This is a genomic window from Rhodanobacter sp. G1, from assembly GCF_055397855.1.
Window position 1 is genome coordinate 316,479 of the sequence record NZ_AP039674.1, and the last position, 17,315, is coordinate 333,793.

Here is a 17,315-nt window from a genome sequence, read left to right on the forward strand (position 1 = left end):
AGGAGTCGAGACTTTGTCCACGTCCACGCAAGGGAACCACCGCAACGCGGACACGCTGCTCGTCGAGGAAGCCGGCGATGACGCGTTGCAGCGGCAGCCGTCGCCGCACTGGCGCGCGCTGGCGTGCCTGTGGAGCGCGCTGGCGCTGCTGCTGGGCCTGGGACTCTCCCTGCTGGTGCAGAACCAGCAGTGGCGACGGGCGCAGGCGGAACAATGGTCGGAGCGTGACGCGCTGGCCAACAAGTTCTACGCGAACCTGCAAGGCCAGCTGCAGATGCTGGAAGGCCTGATGCGCGCCACGCAGTCGCTGTACCTCGCTTCCGACTCGGTGGAACCCGGCGAGTTCGCGGACTTCTACCGCAACATGCGTCCGCGCCTGCAATTCCCGGCGCTGCTGGCGCTGACCTATGCGCAGAAACTGCAGCAGGCCGACGGTACGCACTACATCATCCGCCTGGCCGAGCCGCTGGCCGGGAACGAGGCCCTGATCGGGCTGGACGAGGCCAGCCAGAAGGCGAACCTCGCCGGCCTGCTGCAGGCGCGCGACAGCGACGAAGTGGTGATGTCGGCGCCGTTCCGGCTGGTGCAGCCCAGCCAGGCATCCGGTGGCGGCGAGGGCGTGGTGCTGTCCCTGCCGGTTTTCGGCAGCGGCACCATACCGCAGACCGTGGCGGAGCGGCGCGCGCGCGAACTGGGTTCGGCCTCGGCTTCGTTTCGCCTCGACACGCTGGTCGAACGCGCCCTGCCGCCCAGACTGAAGCGCATGCTGCGCCTGCGCATGCTCGACGTCTCCGGACCGACGCCGCAACTGCTGTACGACTCCACGCCGGGCCGCGCGGCGCCCGGCCGCGTCGGCTATCGCTACGACCGCGTCCTGGTGCACGGCGGGCGCCGCTGGGACGTGGCGATGTATCCGCTGAACCTCGAGGTCAGCGTGTGGCATTGGGCCACCCTGCTGGCCGGCGCGCTGGCCAGCGTGCTGCTGGCGCTGCTGGTGTACTCCATCGCCAGCGCCCGCCACCGTGCGCTGGAACTGGGCTGGAGCATGAGCCGCCGCTACCGCGAAAGCGAGGAGCGCTTCCGCGCGCTCAACGAGCGCCTGCCCGCGCTGGTGCTGCTGGCGCGCGCCGAGGACGGCCGCATCGTCTACGCCAACCAGGCCGCGCGCGCGCGTTTCGGCGCCACGGTGGCCGAGCGCCTGCTCGCCGGGCTGTTCGAGGATCCGCAATCGGCGGCGCGGCTCGCCGAGGCGGGTGCCGTCGGGCAGACCGAGGCCAGCCTGCGCGACGAAATGGGCGTGCCGTTCTGGGCCAGCGTGGCGATCTCGCATGTCGTCATGAACGGCGGCGACAAGCTGCTGATGGTGGCCGCCGATATCAGCGAACAACGCCGGCTCACCGAACGCCTGAGCCACCAGGCCAGCCACGACGCGCTCACCGAACTGTACAACCGCCACGAGTTCGAGCAGCGCCTGCACGATGCGCTGGCCCGCGTCGGCCCGGATGCGCCGGCCGCGCTGCTGTACCTGGATCTGGATCAGTTCAAGCTCATCAACGACACCTCGGGCCACCTCGCCGGCGACCAGCTGCTGGTGCAACTGGCGGCGGTGATGCGCCGCCAGTTGCGCGAGGTCGACGTGCTGGCGCGGCTGGGCGGCGACGAGTTCGGCGTGCTCGCCTTCGACGTGGCCGACCAGGCCGCCGCCGAGCAGTTGGCCGAGCGCCTGCGCCGCAGCATCGACGGCTACGTGTTCACCTGGGAGCAGCGCAGCTACCTGGTGAGCGCCAGCGTGGGCGGCGTGCTGGTCGACCATCCGGGGGTGCAGGCCAAGGATCTGATGGCGCAGGCGGACGCCGCCTGCTATCTCGCCAAGGAGCGCGGCCGCAACCGCGTCTACTTCCACTCCGAACGCGACGACGAGACGCTGCGCCGCCACGGCGAAATGGAATGGGCGCAGCGCCTGCAGTGGGCGGTGGACGAAGGCCTGCTGCTGCTCGCCTACCAGGAGATCCACGCGGTGGGCGCGCAGGCGGGCGATGCGCCCAGCGTGGAACTGCTGCTGCGCTACCGCGACGAAACCAGCACGCTGCTGCCGCCCGGCGTGTTCCTGTCCGCGGCCGAGCGCTACGGCCTGATGCCCAGCATCGACCGCTGGGTGGTGCAGACCGCGCTGGCGCATTTCGACCGGCTGCACCCGGCCGGGCCCAGGCTGCGCATGGCCTCGATCAACCTCTCCGGCGCCAGCATCGAGGATCCCGCGCTGGCCGAGCAGATCGTCGACTGGCTGGGCTTCTACCAGGTCGATCCGGCGCGGGTGTGCTTCGAGATCACCGAAACCGTGGCGGTGCGCAACCTCGCCGCGGTGGTGCGCTTCATGGAGCGGCTGCGCGCGGTCGGCTGCAGCATCGCGCTGGACGATTTCGGCGCCGGCATGTCCTCGTTCACCTACCTGAAAAACCTGCCGGTGGACGCCATCAAGATCGACGGCAGCTTCGTGCGCGACATGCTCACCGATCCGGTGAGCCGGCTGATGGTGCGCGCCGTCACCGACATCGCCCATCAGCTCGGCCTCAAGGTGGTGGCCGAATGGGTCGCCGACGCCGCCACCGTGCAGGCGCTGGCCGAACTCGGCGTCAACGCCCTGCAGGGCTACAGCCTGCACAGCCCCGAGCTGGCGCCGTTCCAGCGCGATTGAGCGCGGGGCGTCGCGTGGATCAGGCTTTGAGTTGCGCGATCGCCGCGACGCGCGCGCGTTCCATCGCCGCGCCGATCGCCGGGCCCGCCAGCCCCTGCGCCACGAACGGCGCGGCGGTCACCGCCGCGGCGGCCGCGCGGGCCTGCCGCAGGTACGCGGCCTGCGGGTAGTGGTCGTGCTCGTGGCCCAGCCGGCCGCGCTTGTCGGCGAGGCAGGCGGCGAGGAAAGTCTCCAGCCGCTCGGGCCGGCGCAGCGCGTCCAGCGCGGCGAGCAGCTTCAGCACGGTGGCCGGCTTCAGTTCCAGCGCGCGGTGCGCGTTGAGGTGTTCGCGGCACACCAGCTCGGCCAGCGCGGCATGTTCGGCGGGCACCTTCAGCCGCGCCGCCAGCGCGCGCAGCGGCGCCACGCCGCGCTGTTCGTGCATCACGTGGCGCGGCAGTTCGTCGAGGGGCGTCAGCGCCTTGCCGAGGTCGTGGACGAGCGCGCAGAAGCCCACCAGGTCGTCGCCGGGCGCGATCGCCGCCGCGGCATCCAGCACCATCTCCACATGCGTGCCGGTGTCGATCTCGGGATGGAACTCCGCGCGCTGCGGCACGCCGTACAGCGCGTCGACTTCCGGGAACAGCACGCGCAGCGCGCCGGCCTCGCGCAGCACGCGCAGGAAGGCGGACGGCCGCGCCTCGGCCAGCGCCTTGCGCGTCTCCGCCCACACGCGCTCGGGCACCAGGTGATCCACCTCGCCCTCGTCCACCATCCGCCGCAGCAGCGCCATCGTCTCGTCCGCCACGCGGAAGCCCAGCGGCGCGAAGCGCGCGGCGAAACGCGCCACGCGCAGCAGGCGCACGGGGTCTTCCACGAAGGCCGGCGAGACGTGGCGCAGCACGCGCGCCTCGATGTCGCGCGCGCCGCCGTAGGGATCGATCAACTCGCCGCGCTCGTCCTCGGCGATGGCGTTGATGGTGAGGTCGCGCCGCGCCAGGTCCTCTTCCAGCGTCACCGACGGCTCGGCCTGGAACACGAAGCCATGGTAGCCGCGCCCGCTCTTGCGCTCGGTGCGCGCCAGCGCGTGTTCATCGCCGGTCTCCGGGTGCAGGAACACCGGAAAATCCTTGCCCACCGGCTTGTAGCCCAGCGCCAGCAGATCCTCCGGGCGCGCGCCCGTCACCACGTAGTCGCGGTCGCCCTCCGGCCTTCCCAGCAGCTTGTCGCGGACGGCACCGCCGACGAGATAGATGCGCATGGGGCGATTGTGGCATGGCGGGAAGCGCGGGCTTCCTTCCCCGAGGCCGCGCCCGTGGCCAGCCGGGTCAGGCAATGCTCAGCGGCCGGCTTCGTCCGCTGCGGAGGCCGCCGTGGCCGGCATTTGCACCGGGCCGGCAGGGGCCGCCATCACCTGCGTCGGACAATCCACCGCCTTGCGCGGCGTCGTGCCGTCCGGCAGCACGTAGGCCTGGCCGATCGGGGTGAGGCGGCTGGATACCGGCAGGGCGTTGCCGTGTAGGCGCCAGTCGTACATCACGCTGTAGTCCATCACGCGGGCCACGTATTCGCGGGTTTCCTTGTACGGGATGGTGGCGATGAACAAATCGGGCGGCAGCGTGCCGCGCGCGGCCAGCCACTGGTCGACGCGGTTGGGGCCGGCGTTGTAGGCGGCGCTGGCGAGCCAGGGCGCGCCGTCGAAGCGCGCGGCCACCTGCGCGAGGTAGCGCGTGCCCAGCGCGACGTTGGTGGCGGGGTCGTACAGGCTGTCGCCGCCGGCCCACGGCAGGTCGTTGCGTTTGGCCACCAGCGCGGCGGTGGCGGGCACCAGTTGCATCAGGCCGCGTGCGTCGGCACCGGAGCGGGCGTCGGTCATCCACGCGCTTTCCGAGCGCAGGATGCCGTAGGCCCAGGCGGGATCGATGCCGGCTTGCTCGGCTTGCGCCACCACGCCGACCCGGCTGTCCAGCGGCAGGCGCAGCGCGTAGTAGCGCATCGCCTCGCCGTGGTTGAGGGTGAACGCGGCGCGGTCGTACCAGCCGCGGGCGTCGGCCAGTTGCACGGCCAGCACCTGCGTGCGTTCGTCGGCACCGTCCAGCGCGCGCGTCCATTCGCGCCGCGCCAGTTTCGGCAGATCCACCGCGAACAGCTCGAAGGCGCGTTGCAGGCCGGGCTGCGCCAGCAGCGCCTGTTGCTGCTGCGGATCGTCGACGGGTGCGCGCGGGCAGATCGCATAGGGCTGGCCGAGCTGGTCGGCGGCGAGGTAGCCGAAGAAGGTGGTTTCCTTCGCGAGCCCGGCGTAGATGGCCTGCGCCTGTCCGGCCTGACCGGTGGCGGCCAGCGCGCGGGCGCGGAACCAGCGCCACTCGTCGTCCTGCTGTTGTTCCGGCGGCATCGCCGCGATGGCGGCGAGCACGGCGGGCCAGTCCTGCGCGGCCAGCGCCACGCGGACGCGCCATTCGCGGGTGGTGGGGGTCTGCGCGGCGGCGGGCAGGGCGAGCAATTGCTGCTGCGCGTCCGGGTCGTAATCGGCGGCATGGAAGATCGCCAGTGCGCGCTCGATCGCGTCGCGCTGGCCGGTGCTGAAACGGAAGCGCGTGCGCAGTCGCTGCCATGCCGCGTCGGCGTCGTCGGTGTCGCGTCGCGCGCGCCGCAGCAGGGCCAGCGTGGCGGCCTCGCGCGCATGCGCGGTGTCGGGCCAGTTCGTGGCGGCGGCCAGCGCGGATTGCGGATCGCGCAGCGCCTGCGCCAGCCATTGCGCCTGCTGGTCTTGCGGCGCGGGCAGCCAGCCGGCGAGCGCGGCGATGGTGCCGTCGCGGCCGGCGTCGGCGGCGCGCGCGATGCGCGACCACAGGCGCGGCGCAGTCAGCAGGCCCTGCTCGTGCGCCGCCTGCAGCACGGGATCGCAAGCTTTGGGCAGCTCGGGCTTGGCCCACAGCGCGGCGAGGTCGCGGTCGAAGTCGAGCTTCACGCCGTCGGCCATGCGCGCCTGCACGGCATCGCAGGCGAGCGCGTCGTTCGCGCCGGGCTGGTACAGCGCGAGGAAGCCGCTCCAGTCTTGGCGCCGCGCGAGTTCCAGCAGGAAGTCGCGGCGCAGATCCTGCGCGGGGATCAGCTCGGGATATTGCGCGAGATAGGCCTGCACCGTGGCCAGGTCGACCTGCCGGATGTCGTGTTCCAGCGCGGCGGCGGGCAGGTAGGGATAGAGCGGGTAGCCGCGCAGTTGCGCGTCCCACGCGTGCCAGCCGTCGCCGCCCTGCTGGGCCGCGGCCCATGCCTGCCTGAACGCGGCGCGCTGGGCGTCGATGGACGCGGCGGCGCGCGCGCCGAAGGCGGCGAGCAGGCTGCAGCACGCGAGCAACACGGTGAGGGAATGGCGCCGGGGCGTGGCCTTCGCGAACATGGAAACTCCTTGGTGATCCCCCCGCGCCGGATTGTAGAGGATGCGGCTGAACCCGCCTCGGGATCGCGCGCTTGCCTGATAAGCTGCTGCACTTCGCCACCGCCCGTTGCAGGCCCGCATGTCGTTTCCGCCCTCGTCCCGCGGTCGCCGCCTCGTCGCCTGGCTGATGCTGGCGCTGCTCGCGCTGGCGGGCGCGGCGTGGTGGTGGGCGGCCGGCCGGCCGGTGCCGTTGCCGGATGCGCCTTCGGCGCGCATCGCCTGCGTCTCCTACGCGCCGTTCCGCGAGCCGGGCGAGACGCCGCTCGATCCGCATGCCTTCGTCAGTCCCGCGCGCATCGACGCCGATCTGGCCGCGCTGTCCCAGCGCTTCGACTGCGTGCGCACCTACTCGCAGGGGCAGGGCCTGTCGGCAGTGCCGGAGATCGCCGCGCGCCACCACATGCAGGTGCTGCTGGGTATCTGGCTGGATCGCGATCCGAAGGCGAACGCACGGCAGATCGCGCTGGGCATCGCCACCGCGCGCAAGTACCCGCAGGTGCTGCGCGGCGTGATCGTGGGCAACGAGGTGCTGCTGCGCGGCGAGCTGTCGGAGGCCGAACTGGCGGCCGACATCCGCGAAGTGCGCGCGGCCTTGCCGGCGTCGATCCCGGTGAGCTACGCCGACGTGTGGGAGTTCTGGCTGCGCCATCCGCGGCTGGCCGGCTCGGTGGACTACGTCACCGTGCACATCCTGCCCTACTGGGAAGACCGGCCGGTGCCGCCCGAGCGCGCGATCCAGCACGTCGCGGACGTGTACGCGAAGGTGCAGCGGGCGTTTCCCGGCAAGCGCGTGATGATCGGCGAAACCGGCTGGCCCAGCGAGGGCCGGCCGCGGCGCGGTGCCTCGGTCAGCGTGGTGAACGAGGCGCGCTACCTGCGCGAGTTCCTGCGCTACGCGGCCAGCGTGGACATGCCGTACAACGTGATCGAAGCCTTCGACCAGCCGTGGAAGCGCACGCAGGAAGGCACGGTGGGCGGCTACTGGGGCATCTTCGACGCGCATGCGCGGCCCAAGTTCGCGATGCAGGGGCCGGTGGTCGAGATCCCGCAATGGTGGCTGGGCTGGCTGGCCGGCGCGGCGGGCGCGTTGCTGTTCGTGCTGGCGGGCTTGCGCCGCCGCCGCTGGCAGCGCGGGCGCGGCTGGCTGGCGTTGGGGCTGGCCGGCTTCGCCGGCGGCACGGCGCTGGCATGGCAAGTGCGGCAGATGATTTACGCCTGCCGCGACGCATGGGAGTGGTCGCTCTCCGTCGCCGCGGTTGTTGCCGCGTTGTTCACCGCGCTGCGGCTGGCGAACTGGCTGGCGGGGCGGCTGGCGGGCGCGCCGTTCAAGCCCGCGCCGGCCGGCCGGCTGCGCAGCGCGTGGCTGTTCGTGCTGGCGCTGTACGGGCTGCTGCTGGTGTTCGACGGCCGCTACCGCGACTTCCCGCTGGGCCTGTTCGCCTTGCCCTGCGCGGGCTATGCGTTGACCGCGTGGCTGGACGAGCGTCGACGCATGCCTTCGCGCGAAGCCCTGTTCCTTGCCGCGTGGCTGCCCGTGCTGGGCGGCGTGACGGTGGCGCTGGAGCTGGGCGAGAACCCGGCGACCTGGCTGTGGCTGGCGCTCAACGTGGCGATCGCCGCGGCGGTGTTCGCCGCGTGGCGGCGCGCGCGCGGCGCGCCGGTTATGCTCGACCAATCCCGCTGAAAGGAGTGATGGACATGCGCCTCGACAAACAACGCATCGTGGTGACCGGTGCCTTCGGCACGCTGGGTGCGGCGGTGGTGCGCGCCGCGCTGGACGCGGGCGCGCAGGTGGCGGCGATCGATCGCGTGTCGGTGCCGGCTGGCCTGGATGCGGCGCACGGTTTCGGCGGCGTGGATCTGGCCGACGTGGCCGAGGCGCAGCGCGCCATCGACTCCGCCGCCGAGGCGCTGGGCGGCCTCGACGCGCTGGTGAACGTGGCCGGCGCGTTCCGCTGGGAGACGCTGGACAACGGCGACATCGACACCTGGGATCTGCTCTACCGCATCAACCTGCGCACCGTGGTGGTGGCGAGCAAGGCGGTGCTGCCGTACCTGCAGCACGAAGGGCGCGGGCGCATCGTCAACATCGGCGCGAACTCGGCGCTGAAGGCCGCCGCGGGCGTGGGCGCCTACACCGCGTCCAAGTCGGGCGTGATGCGCCTCACCGAGGCGCTGGCCGAGGAGCTCAAGCCGAGCGGCATCACCGTCAATGCGGTGCTGCCCAGCATCATCGACACGCCGCCGAACCGCGCCGACATGCCCGACGCGGATTTCGACCGCTGGGTGAAGCCGGAGCAGTTGGCGAGCGTGATCGTGTTCCTGCTGTCCGATGCGGCCAGCGCGATCACCGGCGCGCTGATCCCGGTCACCGGGCGGGTGTGACCGCCGCCTGCGCGTCGCCGGTGCCCTGCAGGCGCACCAGACGCAGGCAGCCGACCAGCAGCGCGAGCGCGCCCGGCTCGTAGTTGTAGAACTGCAGGGCGAAGGCGCCCAGCGCCGCGGCCAGCCACGCCAGCGTGCGCGAGCGGCGCAGCAGCGACAGCGCGGCGGCGGCGACGGCCGCGATGCCGTACGCGTCGTGCAGGAAGCCGTCCACCAGCGCCTGCCGCAGCGCGCACCACGCGGGCGCCTGCGCGGCCGTGCACAATTCCGCCATCGCGGGCGGCTCGATCAAGCCGTAGCGCAGCCACGCCGCTCCTGCGCCGGCCAGCGCGACCAGCAGCCATGGAACCAGCGTGCGTAGCTTCATCAAGGTTCTCCGTGGGCGGGCAGGCGGATTTCCGCCGCCAGCGCGAGATGATCCGAGAACGCCTGCGGCAGCGTCCACACTTTTTCCAGCGCCACGGTGGGCGAGGCGAGGATGTGATCCAGCGCCCGCTTCGGCTTCCAGCTCGGGAAGGTGGGCGTGGCCAGCGCGGGCGCCTGCAGCCGCGAGCGCGCGAACAGCTGGCGCATCTCGGGGCTGCCGACGTCGGTGTTGAGGTCGCCCATCAGCACGGCGTGCGGATGATCCTGCAGGATCTCGGCGATGAAGCCCAGTTGCCGCGCGCGCGTGGCCGCGCCCAGCGAGAGGTGGGCGATCACCACGGCCAGCGCACGATCGCCGGTGCCGAAGCGCACCAGCAGCGCACCGCGGCCGCGGCCGGGCAGCGGGTAGTCGAGCACGGTGCTGGGTTCGATGCGGCTGATCAGTCCGTTCGCGGTATGCGATAGCCCGGCCACCGGGCGGTTCGGCTGGTGGCTCCAGTACGGCATGCCGGCGGCTTCGGCGAGGTAGCGCGTCTGGTTGAGGAAGCCGGAGCGCAGGCTGCCGGCGTCGGCTTCCTGCAGGCCGATCACGTCGAACTGCGGCAGCAGGGCGGCGAGGCGGTCGAGGTTGGCGATCTTGCGGCGCCCCGGCAGCACGGCGTTGAGGCTGCGGGTGACGTATTCGCTGTAGCGCTGCACGCTGGCGCCGGCGAGGATGTTGCAGCTCAGCAGGCGCAGGCGGCGTTCGGCGGGCAAGGGCGCGGCGCGTTCCATGGGGCTGTGTACGGTACTCGCGGCAGGCCGCAGCGGACGTGAACGCCCGCCGCGCCTCGATCAGCCGGTCACTTGCCCTTGTTCGTGGCGGCCAGCTCGCGCTTGACCAGCCACTGCGTCACGGCGGACAGCTCGTCCAGCGTCTTGACGTGGGCGACGCGGTACTTGCCGTCGATCACGATGCTGGGCGTGCCGTCCACGCCCCACTTCTGGATCAGCGCCAGGTCGGCCTTGAGCTTGGCGGTGGCGGCATCCGAGGTGGCGAGGCGCATGAATTCCGCGCGGTTCACGCCCTCGCGGGCGTAGAAATCGGCGAGGTCGTCCAGCGAGTTCATCGGGTAGTGCTGGGCGAACTTCGCCACGAACAGCTGGAGGTGGGTGCGATCCACCACGCCCAGCTTGTCCGCCGCGTAGTAGGCGCGCGCGAACGGCAGCCACTCGGCGCTGAACGGCGCCGGCACCAGCTCGAACTTCACGCCCGGCGGCAGCGCCTTCTTCAGCTTCTCGGCGATGGGCGCGAACTGGGCGCAGTGGATGCAGGCGTAGGAGAACACCTCGGCCACTTCCACCTTGCCCTCGCTGCTGTAGCGCTGGTGCGGGGCGGGCAGGGTCACGTACTGGTCGCCCTCGGTGTACGGCGCCGATGCATCGGCGCTGGACTGCGCGGTGCAGGCGGTGGCCAGCAGCAGGCCGGCTAACAGGGTGAGCGTGCGCAGGCGGGCGAGGTGTTTCATGGCGGGGTGCTCGGCGGGTGGTGCGGGAATGGAGGGGCGGGCCGCGGCGAGGGCCGCGACGGGCTCACTTGCCGGCGGCTTCCTTCGCCACCAGCCACTGGGTCAGCTCGATGGCGCGCTGCACGGTGTGCACGTCGGAGGGGGAGAAGCGGTACTTGCCGTCCACCACGATGGTGGGCGTGCCGCCCACGCCGTAGGCCTTGATGAGGTCGTCGGCCTGTTTCATCTTGGTGTTCACCGAGAAGGAATTGGCCACCGCCACGAACTCCTTGGGATCGACGCCGAACTTGGCGTAGAACTTCGCGATGTCGTCGATGGTGGGCCAGGCACCCTTGGGCTTGGGCTGGCCGGTGGACAGGTCGTAGGTGGCCGTCTCGCCGGTCTTCCAGGTGGCGTCGAAGAACGCGTCGTGGGCCTTGGCGCGCACGCCCAGCGCCTCGGCGGCGAAGAAGGCGCGCTGGTACACCGGCCAGTTCTCGTCGGGCCGGAACGCGGCCGGCAGGTAGTGCACCACGGCATTGGCCGGCAGGCTCTTCTCGATCTGATCCATCGCGCCGTGGAAGGCGTTGCAGGCCGGGCAGGCGTAGGAGAACACCTCCACCACTTCGATCTTGTCGGTGGGGATGTACTTGGGTTGCGCCGGGTCGATGCGGTAGTAGTCCTTGCCTTCCACCCACTGGCCGTTGTCCATGAAGGGCTGGGCCGGCGCGGCGGGTGTGGCGGCCGCCGTGGTGGATGCGGCGGCAGGTGCGGCGGTGCTGGTGCTGGTGGCGGGCGTGGCGGTTGAAGCGCTGGCTGGTGCCGGGGCGGTGGCGGGTGCCGCCGGCGTGGTCGCCGCCGTGCCGGGGGCGGCAGGCGCGCTGGTCGGGGTGGTGCCGTTGTCGGCGGATTGGCCGCAGGCGGCCAGCGCCAGCAGGGCGGCGCACAGGAACGGCAGACGCTTCAGCATGATGTACCTCGGGGATGGCGGAGCGAAGCAGCCGCGTCGGCACGGGCCGGCGCGGCGCGTGGATCAGGGCGTGGCGGGCTTGGCCAGGTCGGCCTCGGTGGCCGGGTGCAGACCCTCGATGTAGCTGGCCACGGCGGCGATGTCGTTGGTGTCCAGCTTCCTGGCGATGGCGGGCATGATCTGCGAGTGCGCATCGGTGCCCCAGGCGTCGCCGTCGTGCCAGGCCTTCAACTGGGTTTCGACGTATTGCGCGTGCTGGCTTTCCAGCTGCGGGTACTCCGCGCCCGGATTGCCGCGGCCGTCGATGCTGTGGCAGGCCATGCAGGCGGGGATGCCGCGCTTGACGTCGCCCTCGCGGAACAGCTTCTGGCCGTGCTCGACCAGGGCCTGGTCGGCCACGCCGGGCAGCGGCGTCTTGCTGGCGAAGTAGGCGCCGACGTCGTGCATGTCCTGCTCGGACAGCGGCGTGGCCATGCCCAGCATGATCGGGTTCTGGCGCTTGCCGCTCTTGAAGTTCTCGAGCTGGCGGACGATGTACTGCTCGCTCTGGCCGGCCAGCTTGGGGTACTGCGGGTCGGAGGAGTTGCCGTCCACGCCGTGGCAGGCGCCGCAGGCGGCGGCCTTGGCCTGGCCCGCGGTGGCGTCGCCGGGCTTGGCCGCGGCTTCGGCGGTGGCGGGCGCAGTCGTGGCGGCAGCGGCAGGTTGTGCAGCCGTGGCAGCCTTGGCCGGCGCGGATTGCGCCATGGCCGCGCTGGCGGTCAAGGCGAAGATCAGGACTGCGGCAGAGCCCAGCACAGCGGGTCGAGAACCTGCGAACCGAAAACCCATACACTTCCCCTCTCAGAAACTGTCGAAGGCTGCCATCGCCGGTCGGTATCGGCGACACGGGCAGAAACCGTCGGATTATCCCCATGCCTTCGCGCTCCGGTCAAACCATGTCGAATACCCTGCAAGGCGCGCAATTCGTGCTCGCCGCCCATCGCGTCAGCCAATTGCCCGCCGACCATGGCGCCGAGGTGGCCTTCGCCGGCCGCTCCAACGCGGGCAAATCCAGCGCGCTCAACGCGCTTACCGGCCACAAGGGATTGGCGCGCACCTCCAAGACGCCGGGCCGCACCCAGCAGATGGTGGCGTTCGCGCTGCCGGCGACAGTGGCCGACGAACCGTGGCGGCTGATCGACCTGCCGGGCTATGGCTACGCCAAGGTGCCGGAAGAACTGCGCGCGCACTGGAAGCAGGAAATCGACGCCTACCTGCATCGCCGGCAAAGCCTGCGCGGCGTGGTGCTGATCGCCGACATCCGCCATCCGCTGAAGGAGTTCGACCGGATGATGCTGGACTTCTGCTTCGCCACCGGCCTGCCATGCCACCTGCTGCTGACCAAGGCCGACAAGCTGTCGCGCAACCAGGCCGCGCAGGCACTGGCGGCGATGCGCAAGAGTTTTCCCGACGGCCTGCACGCCACCGCGCAGGTGTTTTCCTCGCCCGCCGGCACCGGCGTGGAGGAGGCGCGCGAACGCGTGGCGGAGCTGTTGCGCACGCCGCGCGAGTGACGCTTTGTCGCGGGCGGCAGATCGTCGCATTCCGCGGAAAAAGCGTGGTCTACGCCGCGAGGGCTTCCATGAACGCCGCGCACAGCGCTTCCATCCCCGCGCGATCGTCGTCGTCGAAGCGCGCCACGTGCGGGCTGTCCACGTCCCACACGCCGAGCAGGCTGCCGTCGGCCTTCACCAGCGGCACCACGATCTCCGACTGCGAGGCGGCGTCGCAGGCGATGTGGCCGTCGAACGCATTGACATCGCGCACCACCTGCGTCTGCCGCGTCTGCGCGGCCGTGCCGCACACGCCGCGGCCCAGCGCGATGCGGATGCAGGCCGGCTTGCCCTGGAACGGGCCGACCACCAGTTCGGTGCCGTCGTACAGGTAGAAGCCGCACCAGTTGAGGCCGGGCAGGCTGTGGAACACCAGCGCGCTGAAGTTGGCGGCATTGGCGACTAGGCTGGATTCGCCCGCCAGCAGGCCGCGCGCCTGCTGCACGAGGTCGGCGTAGTGCTCGCGCTTGCTGGCGGCGTGGCTGGTCTTGATCTCGAACATGACGGAACGACCCGGTTGCTGCAGACTGATGCGACAAGATGGGATATCGACGGCTTGCGCACAAGGGGAATCGCAATGAGCGGGCAGCACGACACGGCGCGGGAAGGGCGCATCGAGGCGCACCGGCTGGACGGCTTCATCGACGCCGTGTTCGCTTTCGCGGTGAGCGTGCTGGCGATCGCGGGCGCCGAGATCCCGCACAGCCTGCATGACCTGATGGTGGCGCTGAGCCGGATCCCCGCCTTCGCCTGCAGCTTCGCGACGCTGATGCTGTTCTGGCACCGGCACGTGCAATGGCGCGACCGGTTCCGCACACACGACGCGGCCAGCATCGTGCCGAGTGGCGGCACCTGGAGCGTGGTGCCGGGATGCCTCTATGCGCTGTTGACGGCGGTCTACTGGATAACGGGCAGTTGGTCGCGCCGGGCGCTGGCGCGCGCGGCATGACGCGATCGGCATGGTTCGTCGCCGGCACCGACACCGGCATCGGCAAGACGCATGCAGCCTGCGCACTGCTGCATGCCCTGCGCGCGGCGGGCCTTCGCGCGACCGGCATGAAGCCGGTGGCCAGCGGCTGCATGGAAACGCCGCAAGGTCTGCACAACGAGGATGCGCTGGCCTTGCGCGACGCCAGCAGCACGCCGTTGCCGCCGTATGCGCTGAGCAACCCGGTGGCGCTGCGCGATGCCTTGTCGCCGCACCTCGCGGCGGCGCACGAGGGCGCCACCATCACGCTGTCGCCGCTGCGCGCCGCGTTCGATGCGCTGTGCGCCGCGCACGACGCGGTGGTGGTGGAAGGCGTGGGCGGCTGGCGCGTGCCGTTGGCGCCGCGCCTGTTCGCCTCCGGGATTCCACGGCAATGGGACTTGCCGGTGATCCTGGTGGTGGGCCTGCGCCTGGGTTGCCTCAGCCACGCGCTGCTCAGCGCGGAGGCGATCCGCGCCGACGGCTGCCGCCTCGCCGGCTGGATCGGCAACCGCGTCGATCCCGCGATGGAGGCGGTGGAGGAAAACCTCGCCACCCTGCGCGAGCTGCTGCCCGCGCCCTGCCTCGGCGTGTTGCCGCATGGCGTGGCGCCGGCGCAGGCGGCGACCGGCATCGACCTCGCTGCGTTGTTCGCCTGAATTCACATCCGGCATGCCCGGAGATACGCATGCTTGCCCGACGCAACGCACAAGGAGAACCCATGGCCAGCCGCAACCACTACTACCTCAGCATCGCCGACCTCGCGCAGGCGCGCGGCAGCGACGCGGCCCTGAGCTGGGATGGCGCCGGCCCCGGCGATTTCGCCGCCGCCCTGCAGGAGGCGCTGCGCAGCCGCACGCTGTTCGAGCACTGGCTGGCGAAGCAGGCGGAGCCGGAGACGGTCGATCCGTCGCTGGGCGCCACCGACGGCCAGGCGCAGGTGCAGGCGCGCGTGGCCGACCTGCACGTGGAGGTGGACGTGCTCACCAGCCTGCCGATGAGCCTGCTGCGGCAGCGCCTGAACTGGCTGATCGGCGCGGGTTGGCAACTGCGCGACGTGCGCCCGGCCTGACTTCGTTGCGCCGCCTTCGCTGCGCTGCGGCTGGTAAAAGGCGCGGCACTGTCGTTACATTCGGTGGTTTCTGCCCGCGCCTCGGCGCACCGACCGGGAACCCCACATGCTTCGCCTACGCACCCTCGTGATCGCCACCAGCATCGCCCTCGCCGCCTGTTCGCAGGGCTCCAACGAGCCGGCCAAGACCGCGCCGGCCAAGCCCGCCAGCGCCGCCGCGCCGGTGGCCGACGCCGTCGCCGCCAATCCGTTCTTCGCCGCCAGCACGCTGCCGTTCCAGGCGCCGCCGTTCGACAAGATCAAGGACGCCGACTACCAGCCGGCCATCGAAAAGGGCATGGCCGACCAGCTCGCCGAATGGCAGAAGATCGCTGACAACGCCGACGCGCCCACCTTCGACAACACCTTCGTGCCGCTGGAGAAGAGCGGCGCCCTGCTCAGCCGCGTGATGATGGTGTTCAACGGCGTCGCCAGCGCCAACACCGACGACGCGCTGCAGAAGGTGCAGGAGGAGGAGGCGCCCAAGCTCGCCGCGCACCAGGACGCGCTCTACCTCGACGGCAAGCTGTTCGACCGCGTGCAGAAGATCTACGACCAGCGCGACTCGCTCAAGCTCGATCCCGAGTCGCTGCGCCTGGTCGAGGTGACCTACCGCGAGTTCGTGCACAACGGCGCCAAGCTGTCCGACGCCGACAAGGCCAAGCTGAAGGCGCTCAACCAGCAGGAGTCCACGCTGGAGGCGCAGTTCAACAACAAGCTGCTCGCCGCCGCGAAGGACGGTGCGCTGGTGGTGGACGACAAGGCCAAGCTCGCCGGCCTCTCCGACGAGGACATCGCCGCCGCCGCGCAGGCCGCCAAGGATCGCGGGCTGGCCGGCAAGTGGGTGATCGTGCTGCAGAACACCACGCAGCAGCCGGCGCTGCAGTACCTCACCGATCGCGACACCCGCAAGGCGCTGTACGAGGCCTCGTGGAACCGCGCCGAAAAGGGCAACGCCGACGACACCCGCGACATCATCGAGCAGCTCGCCCAGCTGCGCGCACAGGAGGCCAAGCTGCTGGGCTTCCCGAACTACGCCGCGTGGACGCTGCAGGATCAGATGGCGAAGACGCCGGAAGCTGTGATGGCCTTCATGGGCAAGCTGGCGCCCGCCGCCGTGGCGCGCGCCAAGCAGGAGGCCGCCGAGATCCAGGCGCAGATCGACAAGGATCAGGCCGCGCTGCACCAGCCCACTTTCAAGCTGGAGCCGTGGGACTGGCAGTACTACGCCGAGCAGGTGCGCAAGGCCAAGTACGATCTCGACGAGTCGCAGATCAAGCCCTACTTCGAGCTGGACAACGTGCTCAAGAACGGCGTGTTCTACGCCGCCAACCAGCTCTACGGCATCACTTTCAAGGAGCGCCACGACATCCCGGTGTATAACCCGGACGTGCGCGTGTTCGAGGTGTTCGACAAGGACGGCAAGTCGCTGGCGCTGTGGTACTGCGACTACTTCAAGCGCGACAACAAGCAGGGCGGCGCGTGGATGGACAACTTCGTCGGCCAGTCCAAGCTGCTCGGCACCAAGCCGGTGATCTACAACGTCGCCAACTTCACCAAGCCCGCGGCGGGCCAGCCCGCGCTGCTGTCGTGGGACGACGTGATCACCATGTTCCACGAGTTCGGTCACGCCCTGCACGGCATGTTCGCCGACGAGCAGTACCCCAGCCTGTCCGGCACCGCCACCGCGCGCGACTTCGTGGAGTTCCCCTCGCAGTTCAACGAGCATTGGGCCAGCGATCCCAAGGTGTTCGCCAACTTCGCCAAGAACTACCAGACCGGCGCGCCGATGCCGCAACCGCTGGTGGACAAGATGCAGAAGGCCGGCAAGTTCAACAGCGGCTACGCCATGACCGAGCTGGTGGCCGCCGCCATGCTCGACATGAACTGGCACATGCTCGGCGCCGACGCGCCCAAGCAGGACGCCGACAAGTTCGAGGCCGCCGCGCTGAAGAAGGACGGCGTGGACTTGAGCTACGTGCCGCCGCGCTACCGCTCCAGCTACTTCCTACACATCTGGAGCAACGGCTACTCCGCCGGCTACTACGCCTACCTGTGGACGCAGATGCTCGCCGACGATGCCTTCGTGGACTTCAAGCAGCACGGCGGCCTCACCGCCGAGAACGGCCAGAAGTTCCGCGACATGATCCTCTCGCGCGGCAACACCGTGGAGCTGTCCAAGCTCTACAAGGACTGGCGCGGCCAGGATCCGGCCATCGAGCCGATGCTGGAGAACCGTGGCTTGAAGGATGCGCCGAAGAAGTAAGGCGCGGCGTCGTGCTTCACGAAAAAGGCCGGCTATGCCGGCCTTTTTCGTTGGC

At 70.7% G+C, this 17,315-nt stretch carries 16 protein-coding genes; 8 read left to right on the forward strand and 8 right to left on the reverse strand.

The window, feature by feature from the left end:
* Window positions 1-13 precede the first annotated feature (13 nt).
* Window positions 14-2,695: a bifunctional diguanylate cyclase/phosphodiesterase gene (locus ACZ5Z2_RS01250; RefSeq protein ID WP_464760164.1), complete on the forward strand. Its 2,682-nt coding sequence runs from the start codon at window positions 14-16 to the stop codon at window positions 2,693-2,695.
* Between the two features lie 19 nt (window positions 2,696-2,714).
* Here ACZ5Z2_RS01250 and ACZ5Z2_RS01255 read toward each other — a convergent pair whose 3' ends face one another.
* Both ACZ5Z2_RS01255 and ACZ5Z2_RS01260 read right to left on the reverse strand, forming a co-directional pair.
* Complete coding sequence (locus ACZ5Z2_RS01255; protein ID WP_464760165.1) at window positions 2,715-3,935, reverse strand: multifunctional CCA addition/repair protein; 1,221 nt, start codon at window positions 3,933-3,935, stop codon at window positions 2,715-2,717.
* A 78-nt stretch (window positions 3,936-4,013) separates the two neighbouring features.
* Window positions 4,014-6,077 carry a transglycosylase SLT domain-containing protein gene (locus ACZ5Z2_RS01260; protein WP_464760166.1) on the reverse strand — a complete coding sequence of 688 codons (2,064 nt, stop codon included), beginning with the start codon at window positions 6,075-6,077 and terminating at the stop codon, window positions 4,014-4,016.
* Window positions 6,078-6,195: 118 nt separating this feature from the next.
* Here ACZ5Z2_RS01260 and ACZ5Z2_RS01265 point away from each other — a divergent pair, with 118 nt between their 5' ends.
* Together ACZ5Z2_RS01265 and ACZ5Z2_RS01270 are read left to right on the forward strand one after the other, a co-directional pair.
* A complete protein-coding gene (locus ACZ5Z2_RS01265) occupies window positions 6,196-7,800 on the forward strand; it encodes a glycoside hydrolase family 17 protein (RefSeq protein ID WP_464760167.1) in 1,605 nt (534 codons plus the stop codon).
* A gap of 14 nt (window positions 7,801-7,814) precedes the next feature.
* On the forward strand, window positions 7,815-8,501 hold the full coding sequence (locus ACZ5Z2_RS01270; protein WP_464760168.1) for an SDR family NAD(P)-dependent oxidoreductase: 687 nt from the start codon (window positions 7,815-7,817) through the stop codon (window positions 8,499-8,501).
* On the opposite strand, the gene ACZ5Z2_RS01275 is transcribed toward ACZ5Z2_RS01270, so the two are convergent.
* The 5 genes from ACZ5Z2_RS01275 to ACZ5Z2_RS01295 form a co-directional block, all read right to left on the reverse strand.
* Window positions 8,485-8,868 carry a hypothetical protein gene (locus ACZ5Z2_RS01275; RefSeq protein ID WP_464760169.1) on the reverse strand — a complete coding sequence of 128 codons (384 nt, stop codon included), beginning with the start codon at window positions 8,866-8,868 and terminating at the stop codon, window positions 8,485-8,487. The genes ACZ5Z2_RS01270 and ACZ5Z2_RS01275 overlap by 17 nt on opposite strands.
* Entirely contained in the window at window positions 8,868-9,641 is a 774-nt protein-coding gene (locus tag ACZ5Z2_RS01280) for an endonuclease/exonuclease/phosphatase family protein (protein ID WP_464760170.1), read from the reverse strand. Before ACZ5Z2_RS01280 ends, ACZ5Z2_RS01275 begins: the two co-directional genes overlap by 1 nt.
* A 68-nt stretch (window positions 9,642-9,709) precedes the next feature.
* On the reverse strand, window positions 9,710-10,375 hold the full coding sequence (locus ACZ5Z2_RS01285; RefSeq protein ID WP_464760171.1) for a thiol:disulfide interchange protein DsbA/DsbL: 666 nt from the start codon (window positions 10,373-10,375) through the stop codon (window positions 9,710-9,712).
* 64 nt (window positions 10,376-10,439) lie between these two features.
* On the reverse strand, window positions 10,440-11,324 hold the full coding sequence (locus ACZ5Z2_RS01290) for a thiol:disulfide interchange protein DsbA/DsbL (RefSeq protein ID WP_464760172.1): 885 nt from the start codon (window positions 11,322-11,324) through the stop codon (window positions 10,440-10,442).
* 63 nt (window positions 11,325-11,387) lie between these two features.
* Window positions 11,388-12,152, reverse strand: a complete 765-nt coding sequence (locus ACZ5Z2_RS01295) for a c-type cytochrome (RefSeq protein WP_464760173.1) — start codon at window positions 12,150-12,152, stop codon at window positions 11,388-11,390.
* A 107-nt stretch (window positions 12,153-12,259) separates the two neighbouring features.
* Between ACZ5Z2_RS01295 and yihA the strand changes: the two genes are divergently transcribed.
* The gene (gene yihA, locus ACZ5Z2_RS01300; protein WP_464761642.1) at window positions 12,260-12,877 is read left to right on the forward strand and encodes a ribosome biogenesis GTP-binding protein YihA/YsxC; all 618 of its coding nucleotides are present in this window, start codon (window positions 12,260-12,262) and stop codon (window positions 12,875-12,877) included.
* 49 nt (window positions 12,878-12,926) lie between these two features.
* On the opposite strand, the gene ACZ5Z2_RS01305 is transcribed toward yihA, so the two are convergent.
* Window positions 12,927-13,418, reverse strand: a complete 492-nt coding sequence (locus tag ACZ5Z2_RS01305) for a GAF domain-containing protein (protein ID WP_464760174.1) — start codon at window positions 13,416-13,418, stop codon at window positions 12,927-12,929.
* A gap of 75 nt (window positions 13,419-13,493) precedes the next feature.
* Between ACZ5Z2_RS01305 and ACZ5Z2_RS01310 the strand changes: the two genes are divergently transcribed.
* The 4 genes from ACZ5Z2_RS01310 to dcp all read left to right on the forward strand — a co-directional run bounded on the left by ACZ5Z2_RS01310 (window position 13,494) and on the right by dcp (window position 17,260).
* Entirely contained in the window at window positions 13,494-13,865 is a 372-nt protein-coding gene (locus tag ACZ5Z2_RS01310; protein ID WP_464760175.1) for a TMEM175 family protein, read from the forward strand.
* A complete protein-coding gene (bioD, locus tag ACZ5Z2_RS01315; RefSeq protein WP_464760176.1) occupies window positions 13,862-14,542 on the forward strand; it encodes a dethiobiotin synthase in 681 nt (226 codons plus the stop codon). The genes ACZ5Z2_RS01310 and bioD overlap by 4 nt, the downstream gene beginning before the upstream one ends.
* A 62-nt stretch (window positions 14,543-14,604) precedes the next feature.
* A complete protein-coding gene (locus ACZ5Z2_RS01320; RefSeq protein WP_464760177.1) occupies window positions 14,605-14,955 on the forward strand; it encodes a hypothetical protein in 351 nt (116 codons plus the stop codon).
* A gap of 106 nt (window positions 14,956-15,061) precedes the next feature.
* Window positions 15,062-17,260, forward strand: coding sequence for a peptidyl-dipeptidase Dcp (gene dcp, locus ACZ5Z2_RS01325; protein ID WP_464760178.1), 2,199 nt, complete (start codon window positions 15,062-15,064; stop codon window positions 17,258-17,260).
* Window positions 17,261-17,315 lie beyond the last annotated feature (55 nt).